Origin of the sequence: Klebsiella sp. D-Nf1, from assembly GCF_002810515.1 — a bacterium.
Taxonomy (GTDB): Bacteria; Pseudomonadota; Gammaproteobacteria; order Enterobacterales; family Enterobacteriaceae; genus Klebsiella; species Klebsiella variicola.
In genome coordinates this window covers 796,247-818,268 of sequence record NZ_PIOK01000001.1, presented here as the reverse complement: position 1 = coordinate 818,268, position 22,022 = coordinate 796,247, and the positions used below count along the sequence as shown (strand labels likewise).

Annotated in this window: 18 protein-coding genes and 2 pseudogenes; 8 read left to right on the top strand and 12 right to left on the bottom strand. The window is 59.7% G+C overall.

What is annotated here, in order from left to right; genetic code table 11:
* Genes astB through CWM54_RS03935 form a run of 4 tightly spaced genes read right to left on the bottom strand, consistent with a single transcriptional unit; the run spans position 1 to position 5,066 of the window.
* Entirely contained in the window at positions 1–1,341 is a 1,341-nt protein-coding gene (astB, locus tag CWM54_RS03950; protein ID WP_100696065.1) for an N-succinylarginine dihydrolase, read from the bottom strand.
* 21 nt (positions 1,342–1,362) lie between these two features.
* Positions 1,363–2,829, bottom strand: coding sequence for a succinylglutamate-semialdehyde dehydrogenase (gene astD, locus CWM54_RS03945; RefSeq protein ID WP_100696063.1), 1,467 nt, complete (start codon positions 2,827–2,829; stop codon positions 1,363–1,365).
* The gene (astA, locus tag CWM54_RS03940) at positions 2,820–3,842 is read right to left on the bottom strand and encodes an arginine N-succinyltransferase (protein WP_165785129.1); all 1,023 of its coding nucleotides are present in this window, start codon (positions 3,840–3,842) and stop codon (positions 2,820–2,822) included. Before astA ends, astD begins: the two co-directional genes overlap by 10 nt.
* A gap of 18 nt (positions 3,843–3,860) precedes the next feature.
* On the bottom strand, positions 3,861–5,066 hold the full coding sequence (locus CWM54_RS03935; protein WP_100696059.1) for a bifunctional succinylornithine transaminase/acetylornithine transaminase: 1,206 nt from the start codon (positions 5,064–5,066) through the stop codon (positions 3,861–3,863).
* A 169-nt stretch (positions 5,067–5,235) separates the two neighbouring features.
* Here CWM54_RS03935 and CWM54_RS28355 point away from each other — a divergent pair.
* A pseudogene (locus CWM54_RS28355) lies at positions 5,236–5,382 on the top strand (hypothetical protein).
* A gap of 212 nt (positions 5,383–5,594) precedes the next feature.
* Positions 5,595–6,869, top strand: a complete 1,275-nt coding sequence (locus CWM54_RS03930; protein WP_061154764.1) for a Glu/Leu/Phe/Val family dehydrogenase — start codon at positions 5,595–5,597, stop codon at positions 6,867–6,869.
* A gap of 66 nt (positions 6,870–6,935) precedes the next feature.
* Here CWM54_RS03930 and CWM54_RS03925 read toward each other — a convergent pair whose 3' ends face one another.
* From CWM54_RS03925 to CWM54_RS03895, 7 genes are all read right to left on the bottom strand, one after another.
* Positions 6,936–7,589, bottom strand: coding sequence for an HAD family hydrolase (locus CWM54_RS03925; RefSeq protein WP_100696057.1), 654 nt, complete (start codon positions 7,587–7,589; stop codon positions 6,936–6,938).
* Positions 7,570–8,355: an AfsA-related hotdog domain-containing protein gene (locus CWM54_RS03920; protein WP_100696055.1), complete on the bottom strand. Its 786-nt coding sequence runs from the start codon at positions 8,353–8,355 to the stop codon at positions 7,570–7,572. The genes CWM54_RS03925 and CWM54_RS03920 overlap by 20 nt, the downstream gene beginning before the upstream one ends.
* Positions 8,356–8,368: 13 nt before the next feature.
* Positions 8,369–9,574: an acetyl-CoA C-acyltransferase gene (locus CWM54_RS03915; protein ID WP_023297522.1), complete on the bottom strand. Its 1,206-nt coding sequence runs from the start codon at positions 9,572–9,574 to the stop codon at positions 8,369–8,371.
* 2 nt (positions 9,575–9,576) lie between these two features.
* Entirely contained in the window at positions 9,577–11,061 is a 1,485-nt protein-coding gene (locus CWM54_RS03910) for an FAD-dependent oxidoreductase (protein ID WP_100696053.1), read from the bottom strand.
* 61 nt (positions 11,062–11,122) lie between these two features.
* Positions 11,123–12,187 carry an aldo/keto reductase gene (locus tag CWM54_RS03905; protein WP_100696051.1) on the bottom strand — a complete coding sequence of 355 codons (1,065 nt, stop codon included), beginning with the start codon at positions 12,185–12,187 and terminating at the stop codon, positions 11,123–11,125.
* Positions 12,184–13,371 (bottom strand): MFS transporter, encoded by a 1,188-nt coding sequence (locus tag CWM54_RS03900; RefSeq protein ID WP_100696049.1) that lies wholly within the window; start codon positions 13,369–13,371, stop codon positions 12,184–12,186. Before CWM54_RS03900 ends, CWM54_RS03905 begins: the two co-directional genes overlap by 4 nt.
* Before the next feature lie 49 nt (positions 13,372–13,420).
* Positions 13,421–14,419, bottom strand: a complete 999-nt coding sequence (locus CWM54_RS03895) for an aldo/keto reductase (RefSeq protein ID WP_100696047.1) — start codon at positions 14,417–14,419, stop codon at positions 13,421–13,423.
* 100 nt (positions 14,420–14,519) lie between these two features.
* Between CWM54_RS03895 and CWM54_RS03890 the strand changes: the two genes are divergently transcribed.
* The 6 genes and pseudogenes from CWM54_RS03890 to CWM54_RS03865 all read left to right on the top strand — a co-directional run bounded on the left by CWM54_RS03890 (position 14,520) and on the right by CWM54_RS03865 (position 20,899).
* Entirely contained in the window at positions 14,520–15,434 is a 915-nt protein-coding gene (locus tag CWM54_RS03890; protein WP_100696045.1) for a LysR family transcriptional regulator, read from the top strand.
* A gap of 137 nt (positions 15,435–15,571) precedes the next feature.
* On the top strand, positions 15,572–16,003 hold the full coding sequence (locus tag CWM54_RS03885) for a MarR family winged helix-turn-helix transcriptional regulator (protein ID WP_008805105.1): 432 nt from the start codon (positions 15,572–15,574) through the stop codon (positions 16,001–16,003).
* Positions 16,003–17,655, top strand: a pseudogene (locus CWM54_RS03880) (MFS transporter). Before CWM54_RS03885 ends, CWM54_RS03880 begins: the two are co-directional and overlap by 1 nt.
* A gap of 28 nt (positions 17,656–17,683) precedes the next feature.
* Complete coding sequence (locus CWM54_RS03875) at positions 17,684–18,769, top strand: HlyD family secretion protein (protein WP_100696043.1); 1,086 nt, start codon at positions 17,684–17,686, stop codon at positions 18,767–18,769.
* Entirely contained in the window at positions 18,766–20,136 is a 1,371-nt protein-coding gene (locus tag CWM54_RS03870; RefSeq protein WP_100680105.1) for an efflux transporter outer membrane subunit, read from the top strand. Before CWM54_RS03875 ends, CWM54_RS03870 begins: the two co-directional genes overlap by 4 nt.
* Positions 20,137–20,239: 103 nt before the next feature.
* Positions 20,240–20,899, top strand: coding sequence for an O-methyltransferase (locus tag CWM54_RS03865; protein WP_100680104.1), 660 nt, complete (start codon positions 20,240–20,242; stop codon positions 20,897–20,899).
* A gap of 100 nt (positions 20,900–20,999) precedes the next feature.
* Here the strand turns inward: CWM54_RS03865 and CWM54_RS03860 are convergent, their stop codons facing one another.
* Positions 21,000–21,905 carry a hypothetical protein gene (locus CWM54_RS03860; RefSeq protein WP_227521607.1) on the bottom strand — a complete coding sequence of 302 codons (906 nt, stop codon included), beginning with the start codon at positions 21,903–21,905 and terminating at the stop codon, positions 21,000–21,002.
* Positions 21,906–22,022: the final 117 nt, after the last annotated feature.

Genomic DNA, 22,022 nt, shown 5'->3' with positions numbered 1-22,022 from the left:
TTAACGCTGAAAATCATAGACCGCGCCCAGGCGCAGGATCTGCGTCAGCTCATCCAGCGCCTGATAAACCTCGCGCAGCAGCTGCGGGTCCGCCAGATCGCGGGCGTGCAGCCGGTCGCGATAGTGTTTTTCCACCCATGCCGTCAGCTGCTGATAACGCTCGTCGTTCATCAGGCTATGCGCGTTGACCGCCTGGCGTTCAGCCTCGTTGAGCACCACCCGCAGCCGCAGACAGGCCGGGCCGCCGCCGTTGCGCATGCTTTCCCGCAGATCAAAGACCGCCACTTCATCGATCGGCGATGCGCTGTCGGCGGCGAGGTCGCTCAGATAGCGCCAGACGTTTTCCCGCTGGCGGCACTCCTCCGGGACCACGATCAACATCTTGCCGTCGGGTTTGCTCAGCAGCTGGCTGTTGAACAGATATGAGGCCACGGCGTCATCGAGCGACACCCGCTCGTCCGGCACCTCCACGCTGGTGAACGGGATATCCAGACTGGCGCTTTTAGCCCGCAGCGTCGCCAGCACCGTCGCCTGATCGACAAACGCCTGCTGATGGTGAAACAGCACATGGCGATTGCTGACCGCAATGACGTCGTTATGAAACACGCCGCGATCGATAGCCTGCGGCGCCTGCTGGGCAAACACCGTGTAGCGCGGATCCAGCTGATGCAGGCGAGCCACTGCTTCGCTGGCCTCGAGGGTCTGCCGCGCCGGATACTTCACCGGGGCGATCCCGCCGCTGGCGCGTCGACCGTAGACAAAAAACTGCACCCCCTGCCGGTCATACTCCCGGCAGAAGCGGTTATGGTTGGCCGCCCCTTCATCACCGAGGTCGCCATGCTGCGGCAGCGCCGCATGGTGGGCGAAGTAGCGCGGATCGGCGAACGTGGCGCCCAGGATCGCCGAGGTGGTGGGCGCCTCCTGCATACGGTGCAGCTTATTGTTCAGGTTGGCGACGGTGAAATGGACTTTGCCATCGGTGCTGTCCGCCGACGGTGAGACGGTCGCCGCGTTGGCGGTCCACATCGACGAGGCGGAGCTGAAGGCGGAGAGCAGCTGCGGCGCCGCGTGGGCCGCCTGCTGGATAACCTGCTCATCGCTGCCCTGGAAACCCAGTTCGCGTAGCAGACGCAGATTCGGCCGCGGCTGGGGCGGCAGAATGCCCTGCACGAACCCGCGATCGGCAAGGGCTTTCATTTTATACAGCCCCTGCAGCGCCGCCTTTTTAGGGTTAGAGAGACCATCGCGGTTATTTTGCGAGGCTTCATTGCCGACGGAGAGTCCGGCGTAGTGGTGCGTCGGGCCGACCAGGCCATCAAAGTTTGCTTCAAAACCAGACATATGTCCTCACAGGATCCGTTATCAGAATGGCAGGCCCGGCGATACCGTCGCCGGAAGCGTCAGCGTATCGCTGACCAGAGAGGCCATCGGCCAGGCACAGTAATCGGCGGCGTACCACGCTGCCGCGCGATGGTTGCCGGAGGCGCCCACCCCGCCAAACGGCGCTTTACTGGAGGCGCCGGTCAGCGGCTTGTTCCAGTTGACGATCCCGGCCCGCGCCTCGTCCGCCAGCTGGTCAAACTGCGCCGCATCGCTGGAGATCAGCCCGACGGCCAGGCCATAGCGGGTCTGGTTGGCGAGGCGGATGGCCTCCGGGAAGTCGTCATAACGGATAACCGTCAGCAGCGGGCCAAAGTACTCTTCATCCGGCACGTCGATACCGGTGACGTCAACGATCCCCGGCGTCAGTACCGTGGAACGTGGGTCGGGCTGGCGCATGCGCAGCAGCACCTTGCCGCCGAGCCCCTCCAGTTTTTGCTGCGCCGCCAGCATGTTCTGCGCGGCGTCGAGAGAAATCACCCCGCCCATAAACGGCGCCGGCTGGTCATCCCATTTGCCGGCGCGGATCTGCGCGCTGGCCGCGACCAGCCGCTGCAGCAGCGCATCCCCCTGCTCGCCACGCGGCACGATCAGCCGGCGCGCGCAGGTGCAGCGCTGTCCGGCGGAGATAAACGCCGACTGGATAATCACATGCAGCGCCGCATCGACATCGGCCACGTCGGCGACGATCAGCGCGTTGTTGCCGCCCATCTCCAGCGCCAGCATCTTCTCCGGCTGGCCGCCGAAGTAGCGATGGAAGTGGAAACCCGCCGCCGCGCTGCCGGTGAACAGTACGCCGTCGATATCACGATTTTCCAGCAGCGCCTGGCCAGTGGTTTTTCCGCCCTGCAGCAGATTGATCACGCCGTCAGGGACGCCCGCCTGCTGCCACAGCTGGACGGTCATTTCGGCGGTGGCCGGCGTCAGCTCGCTGGGTTTAAACACGATGGTGTTCCCGGCGATCAGCGCCGGAATGATATGCCCGTTGGGCAGGTGGCCCGGGAAGTTGTAGGGACCAAAGACCGCCATCACACCGTGCGGTTTGTGGCGCAGCTGTGCTTTTCCGTCCGGCAGCGTCGACTCGTGAAAGCCCGTCCGCTGGTGATAGGCCTCGATGGAGATCGCGGCCTTGCCGATCATCGCCTGCACTTCGGTGCGGGTCTCCCACAGCGGCTTGCTGGTCTCCCGGGAAATCAGGGTCGCCAGCGCCTCTTTATGCGTCTCCAGCAGCGCGGCAAAACGCTCCACCACGGCAATACGCTCGGCCAGCGGCCGGTGCGACCAGGGGTAAAACGCCGCGCGCGCCGCGGCGCAGGCCGTCTGGACGTCGTCGGCACCCGCGCTGGCCGCCTGCCACAGCAGCGACTGATCCTCCGGGGCCAGTTTGCTCATCGTTGCGCCGCTGCCCGCCAGCCACTGCCCGGCTATAAACTGTGCTTTTACCGCCATGATCTGTTTTCCTCTGGATTCAGGGTTACCGTATAAACGCGGTCGGTGTCACTGACCTGCAGCGCGTCCAGCGCGGCGGCATCCAGTGAGACCTGCTCTTCGTGGGCCACCAGCAGCGCCCGGAAATTGTCGAACTGACCGTTGGCGACGAGCGTCGGCGCCGGCAGGGCGCCCATCAGCTGCTGGGCCGGCAGGCACTGGCTGTCGCGCACGGCGCGGATCTGATCGGTGTTCGCCTCCAGCACCGGACCGGCATCGAAAATATCCACCGAGCCGCGCCAGCTGAATCCCTCTTTCTCGAGGATCGCCCGCGCCGGGGCGGTATTGGGATGCACCTGACCGATGACCTCGCGGGCCGCTTCCGGCAGCAGTGAGATATAGATCGGGTAAGCCGGCATCAGTTCGGCAATAAAGGTTTTCATGCCGGTGCCGGTCAGCCGGTCGGCATCGGCAAACGGGATGTCAAAGAAGTGATGGCCCAGCGCATCCCAGAACGGCGACTGCCCCTGCTCATCGCTGCAGCCGCGCAGTTCGGCAAACAGGTGCGGGGAAAACCACTCGCGAAAGGCGGCGATAAATAAAAAGCGCGCCTTGGAGAGCAGCAGACCATTGCGGTTGCGCTGATAGGCCGGGTCGAGAAACAGCGTACACAGCTCGCTGTGCCCGGTGTGGTCATAGCTGAGATTAAGCAGCTCCTGAGGCTTATAAACTCCCAGCGCTTTCGAGGCGCGAACCGTTTTCTGAATGCGAAAATTGTAAAACGGCTCGTCCAGGCCCACCGCGACCTCAATGGCGCTCACCCCCACCACCCGCGCCAGCGCGGTGTCTTCCAGCACAAACAGGAAACCCTGCTGACCGCGCGGCAGTTCGCCGGCGAAGGTCTCGATACTGCGCTGGATACGGGCCGCCAGGCGCCCGGCATCATGCGGTAAGGAGGTCATGCCGACCCCCGCCCGCGCGGCAAGGCGGACGATGTCGTCGAGATCGTTTTCCCGTACGGGACGAAATAGCATCACAGGCCATCCTCCCGGTTAGCGGGTTAAGCGGGCAACGGCGCGATCAAGGCGCACGAAGGCTTCCGCAATATCCGCCAGCGGGATATTGAGCGCCGGCGCGAAGCGCAGCACGTCCGGGCCGGCAATCAGGGCGATCAGCCCCTCTTCCGCCGCCAGGTTGGTCAACGTTTTGGCCTTGCCGCGCAGCGGCCCCGCCAGCTCAGCGCCGATCAGCAGACCGGTGCCGCGCACGGCGCTGAACGCATCGTAACGGGCAGAGATCGCATTCAACTGGTCAACAATCAGCGCATGGCGCTCGCCAACGCCCGCCAGCAGCGGCGCATCGAGATGGGCCAGCACGGCGTTAGCGACGGTCGCCGCCAGCGGGTTGCCGCCGAAGGTGGTGCCATGGGTGCCGGGCTGGAAGACCTGCGCCCAGGCCTCTTTCGCCAGCATCGCGCCGATTGGGAAGCCGCCCCCCAGCCCTTTGGCGCTGGTGAGGATGTCCGGGACGACGTTGTAGTGCTGGTAGGCGTAGAGATGGCCGGTACGGCCCGCCCCGGTCTGCACCTCATCGAATATCAGGGTCGCGTGATGGCGATCGCAGAGGGTGCGCAGCGCCTGCAGGAACGCCGGGTCAGCGGGTATCACGCCGCCTTCGCCGATGATCGGCTCGACGATCACCGCACAGGTGCGTGAAGAGATGGCCGCGGTGACCACCTCGATATCGTTATAGGGCAGATGGGTAATGCCCTGCGGCAGCGGAGCATAATCGCTGGAATATTTCGGCTGGCCGCCGACGGAGACGGTGAACAGCGTCCGGCCATGGAAGGCATGGTTGAAGGCGATGATTTCGCTTTTTTCACCACCAAACTTATCGTGAGCGTATTTCCGCGCCAGTTTGAGAGCGGCCTCGTTGGCTTCGGCGCCGGAGTTGCAGAAAAACACCTTATCGGCAAAGGTCGACTGCACGAGGGTTTTCGCCAGCTGCAGCACCGGCTCGTTGGTATAGCCATTGCCGATATGCCACAGCTTCGCCAGTTGATCCTGCAGGGCCTCGGCCAGTGCCGGATGGGCATGGCCTAAGGCATTCACCGCAATGCCGCCCGCCATATCGATATACTCTTTCCCCTGCTGGTCCCAGACGCGGGAACCCGCCGCCCTGACCGGAATAAACGGCGCGGGGGCAAAACAGGGAACCAGGTAAGCGTCAAAATCTTCGCGAGTCATAGTGCCTGACATCATTCATCTCCGGAACGTAAGACGACGGAAAACGCTCCCGCCGCGTTGGACAATCGACATTAACCCTGACCCTCGGCTTATTTTGGACACGAGCGCGCCCGCTGTGATGGCAAAAATATTCACCACAGGAAAAATAAGCCCTATTTATTTTGCGGGTATTTGTTAATTCATGGTTAACGTCATGTTGTTGTGTGGCCTAATGCTGGCCTGTGAACAATAAGATTGTCAATACGGGTGGAAGCAATTTATTCACTTTTTGAAGATCATCAAGATAATGAAAAACATAGAAAAAATATTTTTCTATGCACTTAAGTGAATAAAAAGTGAATTAAAATGCACAGCTTGTAGGTGGTTGGCGTGCGTAGTTATTCACTTAAAAAATAAAAAATCTAACAAAAATTTAAAAATCGGAATTGCCGTCAAATACCGCTTTATAAAATTGGTGATACCATTCATTGCACAGAGTTTACTGCTGTAGCTATTCCACGGTTTTACACGACATAAATAACACTGAGAAACAGGACTCTTATGGAAAAGTTATCTTACGCATCTGAAAGTAGTACATCTCCATGGACCACCTACCTGCGCCAGATCGACCGTGTCGCGCCTTATCTCGGCGATCTTGCCTACTGGGTGGAAACCCTGCGCCATCCGAAGCGTGCGCTGATCGTCGACATTCCTGTGCAAATGGACGACGGCACCATCCGCCACTTCGAGGGCTATCGCGTTCAGCACAATCTGTCGCGTGGGCCGGGTAAAGGTGGTGTTCGCTACCATCCGGATGTCGATCTCAACGAAGTCATGGCACTTTCTGCCTGGATGACCATTAAGTGCGCCGCGGTCAATATTCCTTACGGCGGGGCCAAAGGCGGCATTCGCGTCGACCCCTTCTCACTGTCAGAAGGTGAACTGGAGCGTCTGACCCGCCGCTACACTAGCGAAATCGGCATTATTATCGGGCCGCAGAAAGATATTCCGGCGCCGGACGTCGGCACCAACGGTAAAGTGATGGCATGGATGATGGACACCTACTCCATGAACCATGGCACCACCATTACCGGCGTGGTCACCGGCAAACCGATCCACCTCGGCGGCTCCCTCGGCCGTGAAAAGGCCACCGGGCGTGGCGTATTTGTCACCGGCCGGGAAGTGGCTCGTCGCGCCGGTATCGAAATTGAAGGCGCCAAAGTGGCGCTGCAGGGCTTTGGTAACGTCGGTAGCGAAGCAGCCCGCTTGTTCGCCGGCGTCGGCGCCCGCGTGGTGGTCATTCAGGATCATACCGCGACCCTGTATAACGAAGGCGGGATTGATATGGCCGCCCTCACCGCCTGGCAGGCTGAGAAAAAGCAGATTGCCGGTTTCCCGGGCGCCCAGGAGATCGATAAAGACGCTTTCTGGACCACCCCGATGGACATCCTGATCCCGGCGGCACTGGAAGGGCAAATCACCCGCGAGCGCGCGGAGAAGCTGAGCTGCAAACTGGTGCTGGAAGGGGCCAACGGCCCAACCTATCCGGAAGCGGACGACGTGCTGGCTGAACGCGGTGTGATCGTGGTTCCGGACGTCATCTGCAACGCCGGCGGGGTGACCGTCAGCTATTTTGAGTGGGTGCAGGACATGGCCAGCTTCTTCTGGAGCGAAGAGGAGATCAACGCCAAGATGGACCGCATCATGACCGACGCCATCATTCACGTCTGCGATAAAGCCGCCGAGAAAGCGTGTACGCTGCGTACTGCCGCCTATATCGTGGCCTGCGAGCGCATCCTGATGGCGCGTAAAGACCGCGGCATCTACCCGGGCTGATCCCCGTCAGGGACTGAATCAGGGGGGTGGCGTAGCGCCGCCCCCCTTTTTTTCGCTATTGTACCGTCAGCTGCCGGTGGACCACAGCACCGGCCATCCCCGACGCTGCGACTCCGCCAGCAGCGCCGCGCACGGATTGACCGCACAGGGGTGCCCAACCAGCGCGAGCAACGGCAGATCCGAGATATGATCCCCAAAGGCATAGCACGCCGCCAGCGGCTGGCCCTGTTCCTGCGCGTAGCGTTGGGCATGCAGCGCCTTATGTTCGCCAATGGCGGTCCGCCAGAGTTCCCCGGTATAGTGATCGTCAACCACCACCGGCTCTGAACACAGAGCATGCTCCACCCCCAGCGCCGCCATCGCTGGCCAGAGAATGTCGGTCATTGACCCGGAGACAAATACCACATCATCCCCCCGCGCCTGATGCTGCTTGAGGATCGCCACCACCTCACGGTGAAAACCATATCCCCCTTCGCGATACAGTGACTCAGCGACCGCCCGCACCTGGGCGCGCGGCTCATGACGAAACAGCGAATAGTAGTAGCGATTGATCGCCTCACGCGAACTGCCTGCCTTGCTGAGACCCTGCACCATCTGGACAATCGCTGCGGCAGTCAGGCCGCACTGCAGCGGATACTCCCAGGCATAGCGGTGCAGAAACAGAAACATACTCTTGCCGTTGATGAGGGTTTCATCCACGTCAAAAAAGGCGATGCTCATCCCCGTCCCCCTGCTCAATACTGACCAGATAATGTTGATGGCAGAGCGCCGCCTGCTCACACTCCTTACGAGTAATGTAGGTCAGGTCGTAGACGCTGAAGCTAAAGCCGACTTCCGCTTTGCGGGTGCCGGTCTGGTCAAAACCGACCGAACACTCGCAGGTAAAGCGGCCGTGGGCTGAGCTTTTGCGCGACACCACATTCAGAACAATGGTCACCGACAGCGGGAAAACAAAGCTGGAAAAAGCCACCTGCAGCGAGCTTAGCGTGAAGTACTTCTCGTCCATCGCAACCCCCGCCTCCGCCAGCAGAAATTTCTCCGAAGTGGCGATGATGGTTTGCCTCGCCGCCTCGATCAGCACCATCCCCTGAATATGTTGCCCGGTCTGGTGGTCACAGAGCAGCTCCGAGGCGTCCTGCAGGATCAGACGCGCGCAATAGCTATCTTCATCGCGTTTTTCCGGCGAGGTAATGAGGATGTTCTCTTTTTTACGTTTATGCACCAGCCGCTGATGATCGCGGTTGTTTTGATAATAGAGATCCTGCAGATTGACGATCTGGCGGATTTTATCCGGATAGTGCTGACGAATAATGCAGACCGTGCGGGAGATGTCGTCGAGCTGCACGCCCTGACCAATGACGATTTTATCGACGCCTGCGAGCTCGCCGCTCCAGACAAAACGCTCAAACTCGTTGACGGTCAGCACATGCTGATGCCGCCGGGCAAAATCGGTAAATTTCTCACCCACCACAATTAATTTTTCCATGGCGCTTGTCTCCTCAGATCGCTTTCACAATTAACGCAATACCCATCCCGCCGCCGATACACAGCGAGGCCAGGCCGGTCGGTTTATTCTCCCGGCGCAGCGCGTGCAGGAGGCTCACGACAATCCGGGTTCCGGAACTGCCAAGCGGGTGCCCGAGGGCAATCGCGCCGCCGTTGACGTTCAGGCGGGCGGCTATCTCCTCCGCCGTCATCTGATGCTCTCGGGCCAGCCCCTTGACCACCCCCAGCACCTGCGCGGCAAAGGCTTCGTTAATTTCCAGTCGCGCCATATCGCTGAGCTGAAAACGCCCGCGGCGCAGGGCGCACGTCATGGCCGGCAGCGGCCCAAGTCCCATCATCGCCGGGTCGACACCGCCCTCGCCGAAGGAGACTATCTCAGCCAGCGGCCGCAGGCCGTACTGCGCAACGGCGCGCGCCGAGGCGAGGATCACTGACGCCGCGCCGTCGTTCAGCCCCGAGGCGTTGCCCGCCGTGACGCTCCCGTCGCGACGAAAAGCCGGTTTCAGCGCCGCCAGCTGGTCGGCGCTAAGGTCATGGCGGATCTGCTCATCCTCGCGGACCACGCTGACGCCCCGCTTCGCGCTGACCGTCACCGGCACTATCTCCTCGGCAAAATGGCCGGCGCGGCTGGCGGCGGAGGCTTTTTGATGGCTGTCCAGCGCGTACTGGTCCTGTTCTGCGCGCGAGATCTGCTCATGCGCGGCGATGGCCTCCGCCGTTTCCCCCATCGGAATATGCAACAGCGGATCGGTTAAGCCATCGCTCTGGATCAGATCCTCGCTGCTGAACGCGCCAAATTTCATGCCGCCCCTTATCTCTCCCCGCAGCAAAAACGGCGCCTGGCTCATGTTTTCCATCCCGCCAGCGACGACCAGGTCGGCATAACCGCTCTGGATATGGATCGCCCCCTCGGTAATACTTTTCATGCCGCTACCGCAGATCATATTCAGGGTGTAAGCCGGCTTTTGCACCGGGATCCCGGCCCGCAGCGCGACCTGACGCGCCGGCCCCATCCCCTGTCCGGCAGAGAGGACGCTGCCGCAGATCACTTCGTCAATCCACGCCGGGTCAATCCCGGCCTGCTGCAGGTTGTGGCGGACGGTGAGCGCGGCCAGTTCCACCGCAGAGACCGTTTTCAGGGCGCCAAGAAAGCGCCCCACCGGCGTACGGCAGGCCGCGACGATATACACTTTATTCATGATTATTCCATTACGTAGAGCGAGGAAAGATACTGCAATGTCCCGGCTTCGCTGCCGGTAAAGCCCACATAGCCATCGGGATTGATCACCGCATAGTCATCGCGGCCAATCTGTAGCGCCTCGAGAAACGCCTCGTCCGCCGGGTCAAGGGCGCAGAATATAAACCAGCCGCTATGTTTCAGGCGGGATAAGGGAGGACAGTCGACGCGCGCGGAATAGACCACGACCTTACCGCTGGCGAAGGCGTCATAACTGTTGCGAAACCTCGCCTGCGGCGAGGTAAAGACGTACCACGGGACATGGTGGCCCATCAGGCCGTTCGGGTGAGCGCTCTGCGGCGCGGCAAAGCCGGCGTACTGCAGCGGCAGCTGGTGGCGATAATAGTGACGGTTGCAAAACTCCGGAAAGTAGACCGCGTCGATATGATTATTCGGCACCAGACCGGCGATCAAGCCGGTATCGTGATCGGTGGCGTGCAGCACGCCACTCACCGCGGCGAAGCGCTCGGTGCGATAGGATGCCAGCAGCCGGTCGCTGGCGACGCCATGCAGGTAAAAGGCCAGCTTCCAGGCCAGGTTAATCGCATCCTGAATACCGGTATTCATCCCCTGCCCGCCAATCGGACTGAACAGATGGAAAGCATCGCCCGCCAGCATGATATTGTGCTGCAGATTGTCATCGGCGATCCGGTTATAGAAGTTAGCGCTGGAGGACCAGGTCAGCGCCTGCGCCGGAGGAACCTCGGGGCAGAAGCGCGCCAGCGCCACGTTGATCTCCTGCAGATCCGGCACCGGACGCGGCGACGGTAATCGACCGGCTCTTTTAATCACGATCCTGACCTGATTGTCCGGCATGGGCAGAAAGATCAGAAAGCCTTGCTCGTCAATATAGTAGGAGGTTCCCGGGAGCGTCGCCGCGCTGGCGAACTGCACGTCCGCCATCACAAAATGCAGCGGGTAATCATGGCCGCTAAAGCCAATCCCGGCCAGCTCCCGAACGGTGCTGGCCGCGCCGTCGGCGCCGATAATATAGTCATAGGTAGCGGAACAGGCCCGGCGGGCATCGTCGAGCAGAGAGACGTGATAGCGCCCTTCCTCCCGCCGCCAGGAGACCAGCTGATGCCCGCGTTTCACCTGCTGACCGGCCTCGGCCAGCGCCGTTTCAAGGATCTTCTCCGTCCGCGGCTGCGGGATACTGACATGGAAGGGATAGCAGGTGGGGAGATGGCGGTTATCGATGTGCAGAAATTTGCGGTTTTTATACCAGGCGTAAATTGACTGAACCTGCTTGCCCTGGGCGATCAGTTCCCCGGCAAGGGCTAAGCCGTGGAAGGCTTTAATCGTCGCCGGACTGACGCTCAGCGCTTTGGACCAGGTGGTGCTGTGTGTATTTTTATCAATAATATCAAAATCAATTCCATACTTATTCAGATAGCAGCCAATGATTAACCCTACCGGGCCGGCGCCAACAATGAGTACTTTTTTCACGATCGAGCCTCTCTGTATGCCCCGGAGGGGGCATACGCGTGTTGCCTGGGTGCAGGGTGAGTTAGGGGTAGATATCGTCGGCCAGACGGCGATCGCCGGCGACATTGCAGATATGCCAGTAGGGATAAGGCTTCTCTTTTTCGCTCACGCTGTTGAGGATCGCCGCCTCCTCGTCGCTCAGCGTCCAGTTCAGTGCCGCCAGGTTATCCTCCAGCTGGGCGAGTTTGGTCGCGCCGATCACCAGCGATGTGATCCCTGGGCGAGTACGCAACCAGTTGAGCGCCACCTGCGCCACGCTGGCGTTGCGCTGACGGGCAATCTCCTGCATCACTTCCAGGGTCTGCCAGGCTTGTTCACGATTGGCGATCGGCGCCGACTCAAACGGGGTGGCGTTCGCCAGCCGACTGCCCTCAGGAAACACCTGATTGCGAGGGTATTTACCGGTGAGGAAGCCCCCGGCCAGCGGGCTCCAGACGGTGATGCCGACGTTCTGATCGACGCTGAGCGGGATAATCTCATGTTCCAGTTCACGCGCGGCGATATTGTAATAGCCCTGATAGACGCAGAATTTTTCCAGTCCGAGGCGCTCTGAGATCCCCAGCGCCTTCGCCAGCTGCCAGGCCGCATAGTTGGAGACCCCGATGTAGCGAATTTTCCCGGCGCGAATCAACGCATCCAGCGTCCGCAGGGTATCCTCCAGCGCGGTGCGCGGATCGAACCCGTGGAGATGATAGATATCGATATAATCCGTTTTCAGCCGCTGCAGGCTGGCGTCGACGGCATTAATAATATGGTAGCGCGACGCCCCCAGCGCGTTCGGATTGGGGTCGGTTTGCCAGCGTCCTTTGGTGCCGATAATCACCTGCTGGCGTTTCCCCTTCAGCGCGTTGCCAAGCAGCTCTTCGCCCTGGCCATTTTTATAACAGTCCGCGGTATCAAAAAAGTTAATCCCGGCGTCCAGCGCTTTGTACACCAGATCGTATGCCGTATGCTCAGGCACCACGCCGAATTCCGACCAGTTGCGTCCCGGCGCGCCGAGAAAGGCCCCTTTCTCACCAAACGTCATGGCGCCAAAACAGAGCTCCGACACCGACAGCCCGGTGGAACCTAAATACCGATACTTCATGCTTGACTTCCTTTTAAAGGTGACAACGTCACACTAGCGATAACAAATCCGCTGGCGGTCAGGCACGCACCGGCCAGGGGAATATGCGAGAGGGAGACGCCGGCGGTGAGCAACAGCCCACCAAACCAGGCACCAGCGGCATTGCCGAGGTTAAAGGCGGCGATATTGCACGAGGAGACCATGCTTTTGCCGGTCTCACTGCTGTCCAGCGCCTGCATCTGCAGCGGCGGAATGGTGGAGAACATCGCCGCCCCCAGCAGAAACACCGCCGCGCAGGCGCCGGGTAACGTCTGAATGGCGAACGGAAAGAGGCACAGGACGACGATTAGCAAGGCCAGGGTCAGCAGCAGCGCCCGGCGGACCCCACCGTCGGTCAGGCGGCCGCCGAGGTGATTCCCGGCGACCATCCCGACGCCAAACAGCACCAGCACCGGTGGAATGAGATGGTCGCTCATCCCGGTGACGGTTTTCAGCATTGGCGCAATGTAGGTAAAGGCGGCGAAGACGCCGGAAAACCCGAGCGCGGTGATCAGCAGGCTGCGCAGCACCGTCGGATGGCGCAGCACCTTCAGCTCGTCGCGGATCCGGCTCTGCACCGCCGGCTGGGCCTGACGGCCGGGCACCAGGGCAATGACTGCCAGGGCGGAAAGAATGCCAATCAGCGTGACCATAAAGAAGGTGTAGCGCCAGCCAAGGTATTGCCCTACCCAGGCGCCGAGGGGCACGCCCAGAATATTGGCCAGGGTGGCGCCGAGAAAGACGGCGGAGACCGCCGAAGCCCGTTTATCCACCTGCGCCAGCTCCGCGGCATAGACCGAACTGATGCCGAAGAATGAGGCGTGAGCTAAGGCGGTTATTACCCGGAAAATAATGAGCATGGTCATATTACCGGCAATACCGCAACCTAAATTACCGATGGAAAATAAGATCATCAGAAATAACAACGCCGGTTTTTTGGGGTAGCGGCTTAATAGCGGTGTGAGGAGCGGCGCGCCAATCACCACCCCACAGGCATAAGCGGTAATAGACCAGGCGGCAAGCGTAATGGATATATGAAAATCATGGGCCACATCGAGTAATAATCCCATAATCACAAATTCGGTGGTACCAATACCAAATGAGCCCACGGAAAGCGCATAAACTGCCGCAGGCAATCCCGCCGAACGGGAAACAGCAATAGTCATAAGTAACCTCATCTCCCGCCAGGGCGGCGGGAGAATAGTATTCAGGGGGTTATTTTTCGATTAAGTTAAAGTCGCCCTGGTTATAGCGTAAGCCAGTGACGTTATCGGGAGTGAAAATATGTTCGATGGTGAGAATATCCTCAGGAGAGAGGGTAATATTCGCGGCTCCGGCATTATCGCGCAGATGGGCAATTTTCCTCGCCCCCGGGATAGGCACAATATCCTCGCCTTTGCTCATGACCCAGGCAAGGGCAATCTGCGCAAGAGTCGCGTCATAGCGCGTGGCCACCTGCTGCAGGCGCTCAAGCAGCAGCTGGTTTTTGCGCATGGTCTCGGCCTGGAAGCGCGGCAGATTGCGGCGGAAATCATCCTCAGCGAAGACGCCAGGATCGGTGATTTTTCCCGTCAGGAAGCCGCGCCCCAGCGGGCTGTATGGGACAAAGCCCACCCCCAGCTCGCGGCAGGCGTTGAGAATACCGGCCTCCGGCTCGCGGGTCCACAGCGAGTATTCCGTCTGCACGGCGGTAATCGGATGCACCTTACAGGCCCGGCGCAGCGTCTGGGCTGAGACTTCCGACAGTCCGATATGGCGAATTTTACCCTCTTTAACCAGGTCGGCCATGGTGCCCACCACGTCTTCCACCGGCACCGCCGGATCGACGCGGTGCTGATAGAGCAGATCGATGGTCTCAATATTCAGCCGCTTCAGCGACCCTTCCACTGACTCGCGAATATGTTCCGGACGGCTGTCGACGCCTGCCATGCGCTCCAGTCCCTGGCCGGTCGGCAAAATACGAAAACCAAACTTGGTGGCAATCTGCACCTTATCGCGGATACCTTTTATCGCTTTCCCGACAAGGACTTCATTATCGAAAGGGCCATACACTTCGGCAGAATCCAGGAAGGTCACGCCCATGTCCACCGCGGCATGAATCGTATTAATCGCCTGCGACTCCTCGGCACCGCCGTAGGCGAAACTCATTCCCATACACCCGAGACCCAATGCGGAAACCTGGAACTTCTCTTTTCCGAGATAACGTGTTTTCACCTTATTTTCCTTACGTGCTGAATGTTATTAAATATATACTTCCCTTTTACATTGATAACAATTAATCTATTCCGAACGCGGTGTTAGCTGGAAATTAACAATGAAAACCTTGCCGGATTTGCAACAAATTGAAATATTAATACTCATAGTGAAACATGGCAGTTTTCGCCAGGCCGCCAGGGCATTAAATCTTTCACCACCGGCCCTCACCAGCGCTATTAATCATCTGGAAGAAAAGTTAGGCGTGCGCCTGCTAAATCGCTCGACGCGCAGTTTGTCATTAACTGCCGTGGGTGAGGAATTTCTTAATAATATGACGCCGGTGGTCAATGATTATCGCCGGGTGGTTGACAGCCTGAATTATCATCGTCTGACGCCGGAAGGCGTGGTGAAAGTCAATTTACCGCGTATTGTTCTTGACCTGTTTTTTCAACACTATTTTATTGCCTTTAAAACCGCCTATCCCGATGTGACGCTCGAACTGTATACCACCGATCGGAAAGTCAATATTATTGAGTCCGGTTTTGACGCCGGTATTCGCTATTCGCAGGATGTGCCCAAAGATATGATTGCCATCCCCTTTGGCGAGAAGCTGTCGCTGATCCCGGTGGCCAGCCCGGCCTATATCCGCGAGGCCGGAGAGCCCAACACCCCGCAGTCGCTGGTCAATTTCCGCTGCATCAACCGCTGTTTTCCCAGCGGGGAAAAGTACCGTTGGGAGTTTATTAGCCCCAGCGGGGAACCTAGCGAAGTCACGGTCAGAGGCGATCTGGTCGTTGATTCCGATACGGCGATGATCCAGGCGGCGGAGAGCGGATTAGGCATCGCCTTTGTCTATCAGTCGCTGGTGACGCAGCAGCTGAGCGCGGGCAGTCTGGTCCGTTTGTTACCCGACTACCACTATCCGGCAGACCATTTCTGCGTCTACTACCCGAGCCGGAAACATATTCCGGTGCCGCTGCGGGCCTTTATCACCTGGGTGATGGCGCAGAATAAGAACATCCTCAGTGAGTAAAGGGTTCGCGGGTTAACCCATCGCTATTTGCCACAATAAACGCACATACCGTTAACCACTTTTTTTCCTTCGCCTTGAATTATGGCGGTCGCCCGGCATAAACTCGTTAGAGCTCTAACGATATTGGCAGACGACCTATGGATAACCGACAGCTAAACTTCTCTCATCTTTTATACCTCACCGCCCATCACTGGCGGCTGGCGGTTAACCGTCGGTTGAAGGACCTTGGCCTGAGCCAGGCCAGCTGGGTGGCGGTCGCGGCCATTGCCCGCCAGCCACAGCCGCTGTCGCAAAGCGAACTGGCGCAGGAGCTGGGGGTAGAGAGTCCGACCATTGTGCCGCTGATCAACCGGCTGGTCGCCCTCGGTCTGGTGGAGCGTGTCACCACCGCCAGCGATAAACGTAAGCGGCTGCTGGTCGCCACCGAGCAGGGAATGGCGCTGTATGAGCAGGTCAAAACGGTGGCGGACGATCTGCGCGAGGAGATCCTGACGGCGATCACCCCGCAGGAGCGGGAACAAACTCAGCGGGTGCTGGAAAAGCTGTTGCGTGAAGTGGAGAAGAAATAATGCCCCGTCGCCAGGGTAACCCCTACGCCCCGCATGACTGGGCGCCGCATGAAAAACCGGCCCTGCTCGGCTCGCCCTCGACGCCGCTGCACAGTCCGGCGAAACGTCTCGCCTATGGCGTGGTCGGCCTGCTGGTGTGTCTCACCGGCGCGCTGGGCAACGCGGTGGTCACCGCCAACCTGCAGCTGCTGCAGGGTACCTTCGCCGCGTGGTCGACCGAGATCGCCTGGCTGCCGGCGGTATACGTCATGACCAACGTCTCCATCAACCTGCTGCTGGTGAAATTTCGCCAGCAGTTTGGGCTGCGCGCCTTTACCGAAGGCTTTCTGGTGCTCTATGTGCTGGTCACCTTTTTCCACCTGTTCGTCAACGATCTCAGCTCGGCGATAATGGTCCGCGCCGCCCACGGCATGGTGGCCGCAGCGCTCAGCTCGCTGGGGATCTACTACCAGGTGCAGGCCTGGCCCGCACGCCACCGCCTGAAAGGGCTAACCATCGGCATCACCGGCTCGTCGCTGGCCATTCCGCTGGCGCGTCTCTTTTCCACCGAACTGCTGCAGATCGATGAATGGCGCGGCCTTTACTTCTTTGAACTGGGGCTGGCGCTGGTGTCGCTGGCCTGCGTCATCGCGCTGAAACTGCCGCCGAGCGATCGTAAAAAGGTGTTCGAGAAGAAGGATTTTATCACCTTCTTTCTGCTGGCGCCCGGCATGGCGCTGGTGTGCGCCGTGCTGTCGCTGGGGCGGCTCGAGTGGTGGTTTGAAGCGCCGTGGATCGGCTGGTCGCTGGCGGCAGCGGTGGTGCTGATCGTCGCCGCTATCGCCTTTGAGCATAACCGCAGCAATCCCCTGCTCAATACCAAGTGGCTCTCCAGCGGCAGCATCGTACGCCTCGGCCTGATTATGCTGCTGATCCGCATCGTGCTGGCGGAGCAAAACACCGGGGTCATCGGCTGGTTGCAGTACGTTGGTCTGCAAAACGAACAGATGACTAACCTCGCATGGTCAATTTTCGCCGGCATTCTGTGCGGGATCATCGCCAGTTGTCTGACGCTCAACCCGCAGAAGCTCTACTGGCCGACCGCCACCGCCCTGGCGCTGATCATGGTAGCCTCGCTGCTCGACAGCCAGTCCAACGCCCTCACCCGTCCGGAACAATTAATGTTCAGCCAGTTTTTACTCGGCTTCGGCAGCGCCTTCTTTCTGGCCCCGGCGATGCTCGCCGGCATTGGCGGCGTGTTTGCCGATCCGCGCAACCTGGTCAGCTTCTCGGTGCTATTCGGCATGAGCCAGAACATCGGCGGTCTGCTGGGGTCGGCGATCCTCGGCACCTTCCAGACCTGGCGGGAAAAATTTCACTCCAGCCAGCTGGCGGACCAGATCACCACCCTGAACCCGCTGATCGTCGAGCGGCTGCAGCAGTATAGCCAGATGTATCAGAGCCAGATCGGCGACAGCACCCTGCTTAACGTTCAGGCCACCACCCTGCTGCAAAACGCCGCGACGCTGCAGGCCAATATTCTCGCCTGGAATGACACCTACCTGCTGACGGCGGCCATCTCCGCCGGGACATTAGTGTGGGTTTTCTGGCGCTTAATTCGCTTACGACTGACCGCCCGTATCGCCTTAAAACGCGCCACCGGCAGCAAATAATTATCATCATTTCATCTCTGGAGTCGTTATGAGTCAGCAGGATGCGGCCAAACAACAGGCCAACACCCGGAACAACATTCGCGTGGTCTCCATTTTTTCCGCCGCGGCGATAGGTATCGTCGGCGTACTGGTGATCCTCTACGCCTGGCAACTGCCGCCGTTCACCCGGCATAGCCAGTTTACCGATAACGCCTATGTGCGCGGGCAGACCACCTTTATCAGCCCGCAGGTCAACGGCTATATCACTGCCGTCAACGTCAAAGATTTCGCGATTGTCGAGCCGGGCGAGGTGCTGTTCCAGATAGACGATCGCATCTATAAGCAGCGGGTGCATCAGGCTCAGGCTACCCTGGCGATGAAAGAGGCGGCGCTGCGCAACAACCTGCAGCAGCGCAAAAGCGCCGAGGCGACGATTGCCAAAAATGAAGCCGCGCTGCAAAACGCCCGCGCGCAGAATCTGAAAATCCAGGCCGATTTAAAACGGGTGCAGGAGCTGACTGCCGATGGTTCGCTGTCGATCCGCGAGCGTGATTCGGCGCGCGCCAGCGCGGCGCAAGGGGCTGCGGATATTGAACAGGCGAAAGCGGCGCTGGAGATGTCGCGCCAGGACCGTGAATCGACCATCGTCAATCGCGACTCGCTGGAAGCCGACGTGGCCAGCGCCAAAGCCGCACTCGAGCTGGCGCAGATCGACCTGCAGAATACGCAGATCAGCGCCCCCACCGGCGGCCAGCTGGGGCAGATTTCGGTGCGTCTTGGCGCCTACGTCAGCGCCGGGACCCATCTGACTTCGCTGGTACCTCCCCAGCACTGGGTGATCGCCAACCTGAAAGAGACCCAGCTGGCCGATGTGCGTCTCGGTCAGCCGGTGACCTTCACCGTCGACGCGCTCAACGGCGAGCGTTTCCACGGCAAGGTGCAGAGCATCTCCCCGGCGACCGGGGTGGAATTCAGCGCCATCTCACCGGACAACGCCACCGGCAACTTCGTCAAGATCGCCCAGCGGATCCCGGTGCGCATTACGGTCAACGACGGGCAGAAGTACAGCGAACACCTGCGTCCCGGTATGTCGGTGCAGGTGACCATTGATACCCGCGCGGAGAAACAGCCATGATCCGCCCGGTCACCCTTGCCCTCGCCCTGGCGCTGGTCGGCTGTCAGTCCGCCGACGTGCAGCGGGCGCAACCGACGCTCACCATCCCTGCCGCCTGGCGGGCCGACGTTGGCCCTGCCAGCCCGGTGGAAGGCGTCTGGTGGCGTAATTTCCATGACAGCACGCTCAACCAGTATGTCGACCGGGCGCTGCGCTATAACAGCGATGTGCTGATCGCCCGGGAGCGGGTGAATGAGTATCAGGCGCGGGCCTATGCCGCCGACAGCAGCCTTTTCCCCTCGCTGGACGCCAGCCTGACCGGCACCCGCGCCCGCGCGCAGTCCGCCGCCACCGGCCTGCCGATCCACAGCACGCTGTACAAAGGCGGCCTGACCGCCAGCTATGACGTCGATATCTGGGGAGCGAATCGCAGCGCGGCCAGCGCCGCCGGGGCCAGCCTCGAGGCGCAAAAAGCCGCTGCAGCCGCGGCCAATTTGAGCGTCGCCAGCTCGGTGGCCGTCGGCTACCTGACGCTGTTGTCGCTGGATGAGCAGCTGCGGGTTACCCAGCAGACGCTGAAATCACGGGAAGACGCGTGGCGCCTGGCCAAACGTCAGTTTGAAACCGGGTATACTTCACGCCTTGAGCTGATGCAGGCAGATTCGGAGCTGCGCTCAACGCGGGCGCAGATCCCGCCGCTACAACATCAGATTGCGCAGCAGGAAAATGCCCTCAGCGTGCTGCTCGGTGATAATCCCGGCGCGGTAAAACGCGGCGAGTTCGCCCAGCTCACTCCGCTGCGTCTGCCGTCGCAACTGCCGTCCACCTTACTCAACCGCCGCCCGGATATCGTACAGGCTCAGCGTCAGCTGGTGGCCGCCGATGCCACCCTGGCCTCGTCGCAGGCGCAGTTGCTCCCCGTCATCAACCTCACCGCCACCGGCAGCCTGCAGGATCGTACACTGCCGGACCTGCTGGACAACCCGCTGCGGCTGTGGAGCGTCGGCGGCAGTATTCTGGCCCCGCTGCTTAACCGCCAGGCGCTAAATGCCCAGGTAGATGTCTCCATGGCCCAGCGCAACCAGGCGCTCTACAGCTATGAGAAAACGGTGCGCGGCGCGTTCAAAGAGGTGAATGACAGCCTTGACGCCATTAGCCGCTACGGTGAACAGCTGACCGAACTGCAGGGGCAGGTGGCGGTGGCGGAGGAAACATTGCGTATTGCGCAGAATCGCTACCGTAACGGCTACTCTTCGTATCTGGATGTGCTTGATGCCCAGCGAACGCTGTTCTCCACCCAGTTGAGCGTGGTGCAGGTGAAAAACAACCTGCTGCTGGCGCAGATCGATCTGTACCGGGCGCTGGGAGGCGGCTGGATGAACGCGTGAATACCCTGTGCGCGCCGGTCCACAACCGTGGAGAGCACGGAAACCCATATTCAGACCGGGATAGCGTCGCGCTACCCGGCAACTACCACCAGGGAGTCAATCTATGCAACAACAGTGGTCTGCCGTCGATAATTTCATGATTTCTTCGCTTATTCCTGAAGATGACGTACTGAGTCAGGTACTGGAAAACAACAAACGCGCCGGGCTACCTGAACATGATGTTGCGGCCAATCAGGGGCAATTTCTGGCGCTGTTGGTGCGCATAACGCAGGCGCGGCGGATCCTGGAAATTGGCACACTCGGCGCCTATAGCGCTATCTGGATGGCGCGCGCGCTGCCCGCCGACGGAAAGCTGATTACCCTCGAGGCCGATCCTGGCCATGCCGGGGTGGCGCGCCAGAATATCCGCCTTGCGGGGCTAAACGATCGTATTGAACTTATTGAAGGACCGGCGCTGAACACGCTGGAAAATCTCGCGGATGTGCAGCCGTTCGACCTGATCTTTATTGATGCCGATAAACCTAATAATCCTCGCTATCTGGAGTGGGCGCTGCACTATTCGCGCCCCGGGACGCTGATCGTGGGCGATAACGTGGTGCGCGACGGCGAAGTGATTAACGGGCAAAGCGATGATGCGCGTGTACAGGGCGTGCGTCGGTTTATCGAAATGATCGGGGATAACCCGCGGCTCACCGCCACCGCGTTGCAGACGGTGGGCATTAAGGGATGGGATGGGTTTACACTGGCGCTGGTGAATGGGTGAGATCCGGGCGGCCTGATGCCCTCACCCCGGCCCTCTCCCCCAGGGAGAGGGAGAAAACCCGCGCCGGGACGCGTCACCAGCGGCATTCTTCCGCTGACGATCATTGGGGATAATACGTATACTGATAGTGCAGAGAGTCTTCGCTTTTTCCGCCGTATCCTTCATGCTCGCCATATTCCCCGGTACAGTTCCCCTCGGGGTCCCAGCCTAAACAGCGCGACTGGTGTTTTGTACGATACGTGGTGGTTCTTTCCTCGGATAACCACCGCCCTTTTTCATCCCAACGCAGCGTCGTGGTCGCATCCGAGTCGGCAATGCGGCTTAAATGCCCTTCCGCGTAGCGATAATTGACAACAAGCATGGCCATCATGCCGCCATTGACCGTTTTACGCACCAGCCGGTGGCGGTCGTCATAGTGATAGGTGGTTGTGCTCATGGCTTTGGGCGGTTGCTGCGACACGAGTAGATTCTCTGAACGTACAATGCGCCCGAGATTATCGGTGTAGAACTGCTTACGCATGACCATTTTTCTGATATTTCCCGTCGCGCTCCGGGTCTGTCGGATATATTCCCGCATCCATCCTTTATCATTTCGCCAGTGAACATTATCTCTGACTATCGTGGAGTCATTCGCGGTATTAAAAGTTTTTGCTCGCTCGTAACTTTCCAGCCGGCGGCACCGGGCAAAACGCAGCGTGCCTGCGTCGTTATTTTGGCTACCGTCAATTTTTACGCTCTGCACCTCACCATTGAGCGGCGGAAGATAGGTCAAAATAAAAAAATTGGCATCGTTGATCGCCCGCTGTGTTTCATCACAGGAAAAAGCGTCAACGAAAGGCTTACACGCCGTAATAACAAGAATGGCCGACACCAGCATAAATAGTCTGTACATAGCCATCATCGTAAAAATAGACTCCGTGTCCTGTTTATCCGGCAAAGCGAGGCTAAACATACGCCAATAAAGCAGGTTCCCCAAGCCACCGGGTTGATTTTCAGAATCCGTCAATTTTACGTCCGGGATAACCGGTATGGGCCACATCTGGGGCGGGAAGATTATCGGGTGCGGCGTACTGATGAGTATCAGCCTCAGGATATGCCCCCACCCGGCAAGCGCAGCGCCACC

What these genes read in the sequence shown, in the direction of transcription:
- CWM54_RS03920 (WP_100696055.1), bottom strand. Translation starts at nt 8,355, where the DNA reads ATGGAAAAATTAATTGTGGTGGGTGAGAAATTTACCGATTTTGCCCGG.
- CWM54_RS03865 (WP_100680104.1), top strand. Translation starts at nt 20,240, where the DNA reads ATGCAACAACAGTGGTCTGCCGTCGATAATTTCATGATTTCTTCGCTT.
- CWM54_RS03905 (WP_100696051.1), bottom strand. Translation starts at nt 12,187, where the DNA reads ATGAAGTATCGGTATTTAGGTTCCACCGGGCTGTCGGTGTCGGAGCTC.
- CWM54_RS03935 (WP_100696059.1), bottom strand. Translation starts at nt 5,066, where the DNA reads ATGTCAGGCACTATGACTCGCGAAGATTTTGACGCTTACCTGGTTCCC.
- CWM54_RS03915 (WP_023297522.1), bottom strand. Translation starts at nt 9,574, where the DNA reads ATGAATAAAGTGTATATCGTCGCGGCCTGCCGTACGCCGGTGGGGCGC.
- astB (WP_100696065.1), bottom strand. Translation starts at nt 1,341, where the DNA reads ATGTCTGGTTTTGAAGCAAACTTTGATGGCCTGGTCGGCCCGACGCAC.
- CWM54_RS03930 (WP_061154764.1), top strand. Translation starts at nt 5,595, where the DNA reads ATGGAAAAGTTATCTTACGCATCTGAAAGTAGTACATCTCCATGGACC.
- CWM54_RS03925 (WP_100696057.1), bottom strand. Translation starts at nt 7,589, where the DNA reads ATGAGCATCGCCTTTTTTGACGTGGATGAAACCCTCATCAACGGCAAG.
- astA (WP_165785129.1), bottom strand. Translation starts at nt 3,842, where the DNA reads ATGCTATTTCGTCCCGTACGGGAAAACGATCTCGACGACATCGTCCGC.
- CWM54_RS03890 (WP_100696045.1), top strand. Translation starts at nt 14,520, where the DNA reads ATGAAAACCTTGCCGGATTTGCAACAAATTGAAATATTAATACTCATA.
- CWM54_RS03900 (WP_100696049.1), bottom strand. Translation starts at nt 13,371, where the DNA reads ATGACTATTGCTGTTTCCCGTTCGGCGGGATTGCCTGCGGCAGTTTAT.
- CWM54_RS03875 (WP_100696043.1), top strand. Translation starts at nt 17,684, where the DNA reads ATGAGTCAGCAGGATGCGGCCAAACAACAGGCCAACACCCGGAACAAC.
- astD (WP_100696063.1), bottom strand. Translation starts at nt 2,829, where the DNA reads ATGGCGGTAAAAGCACAGTTTATAGCCGGGCAGTGGCTGGCGGGCAGC.
- CWM54_RS03870 (WP_100680105.1), top strand. Translation starts at nt 18,766, where the DNA reads ATGATCCGCCCGGTCACCCTTGCCCTCGCCCTGGCGCTGGTCGGCTGT.
- CWM54_RS03885 (WP_008805105.1), top strand. Translation starts at nt 15,572, where the DNA reads ATGGATAACCGACAGCTAAACTTCTCTCATCTTTTATACCTCACCGCC.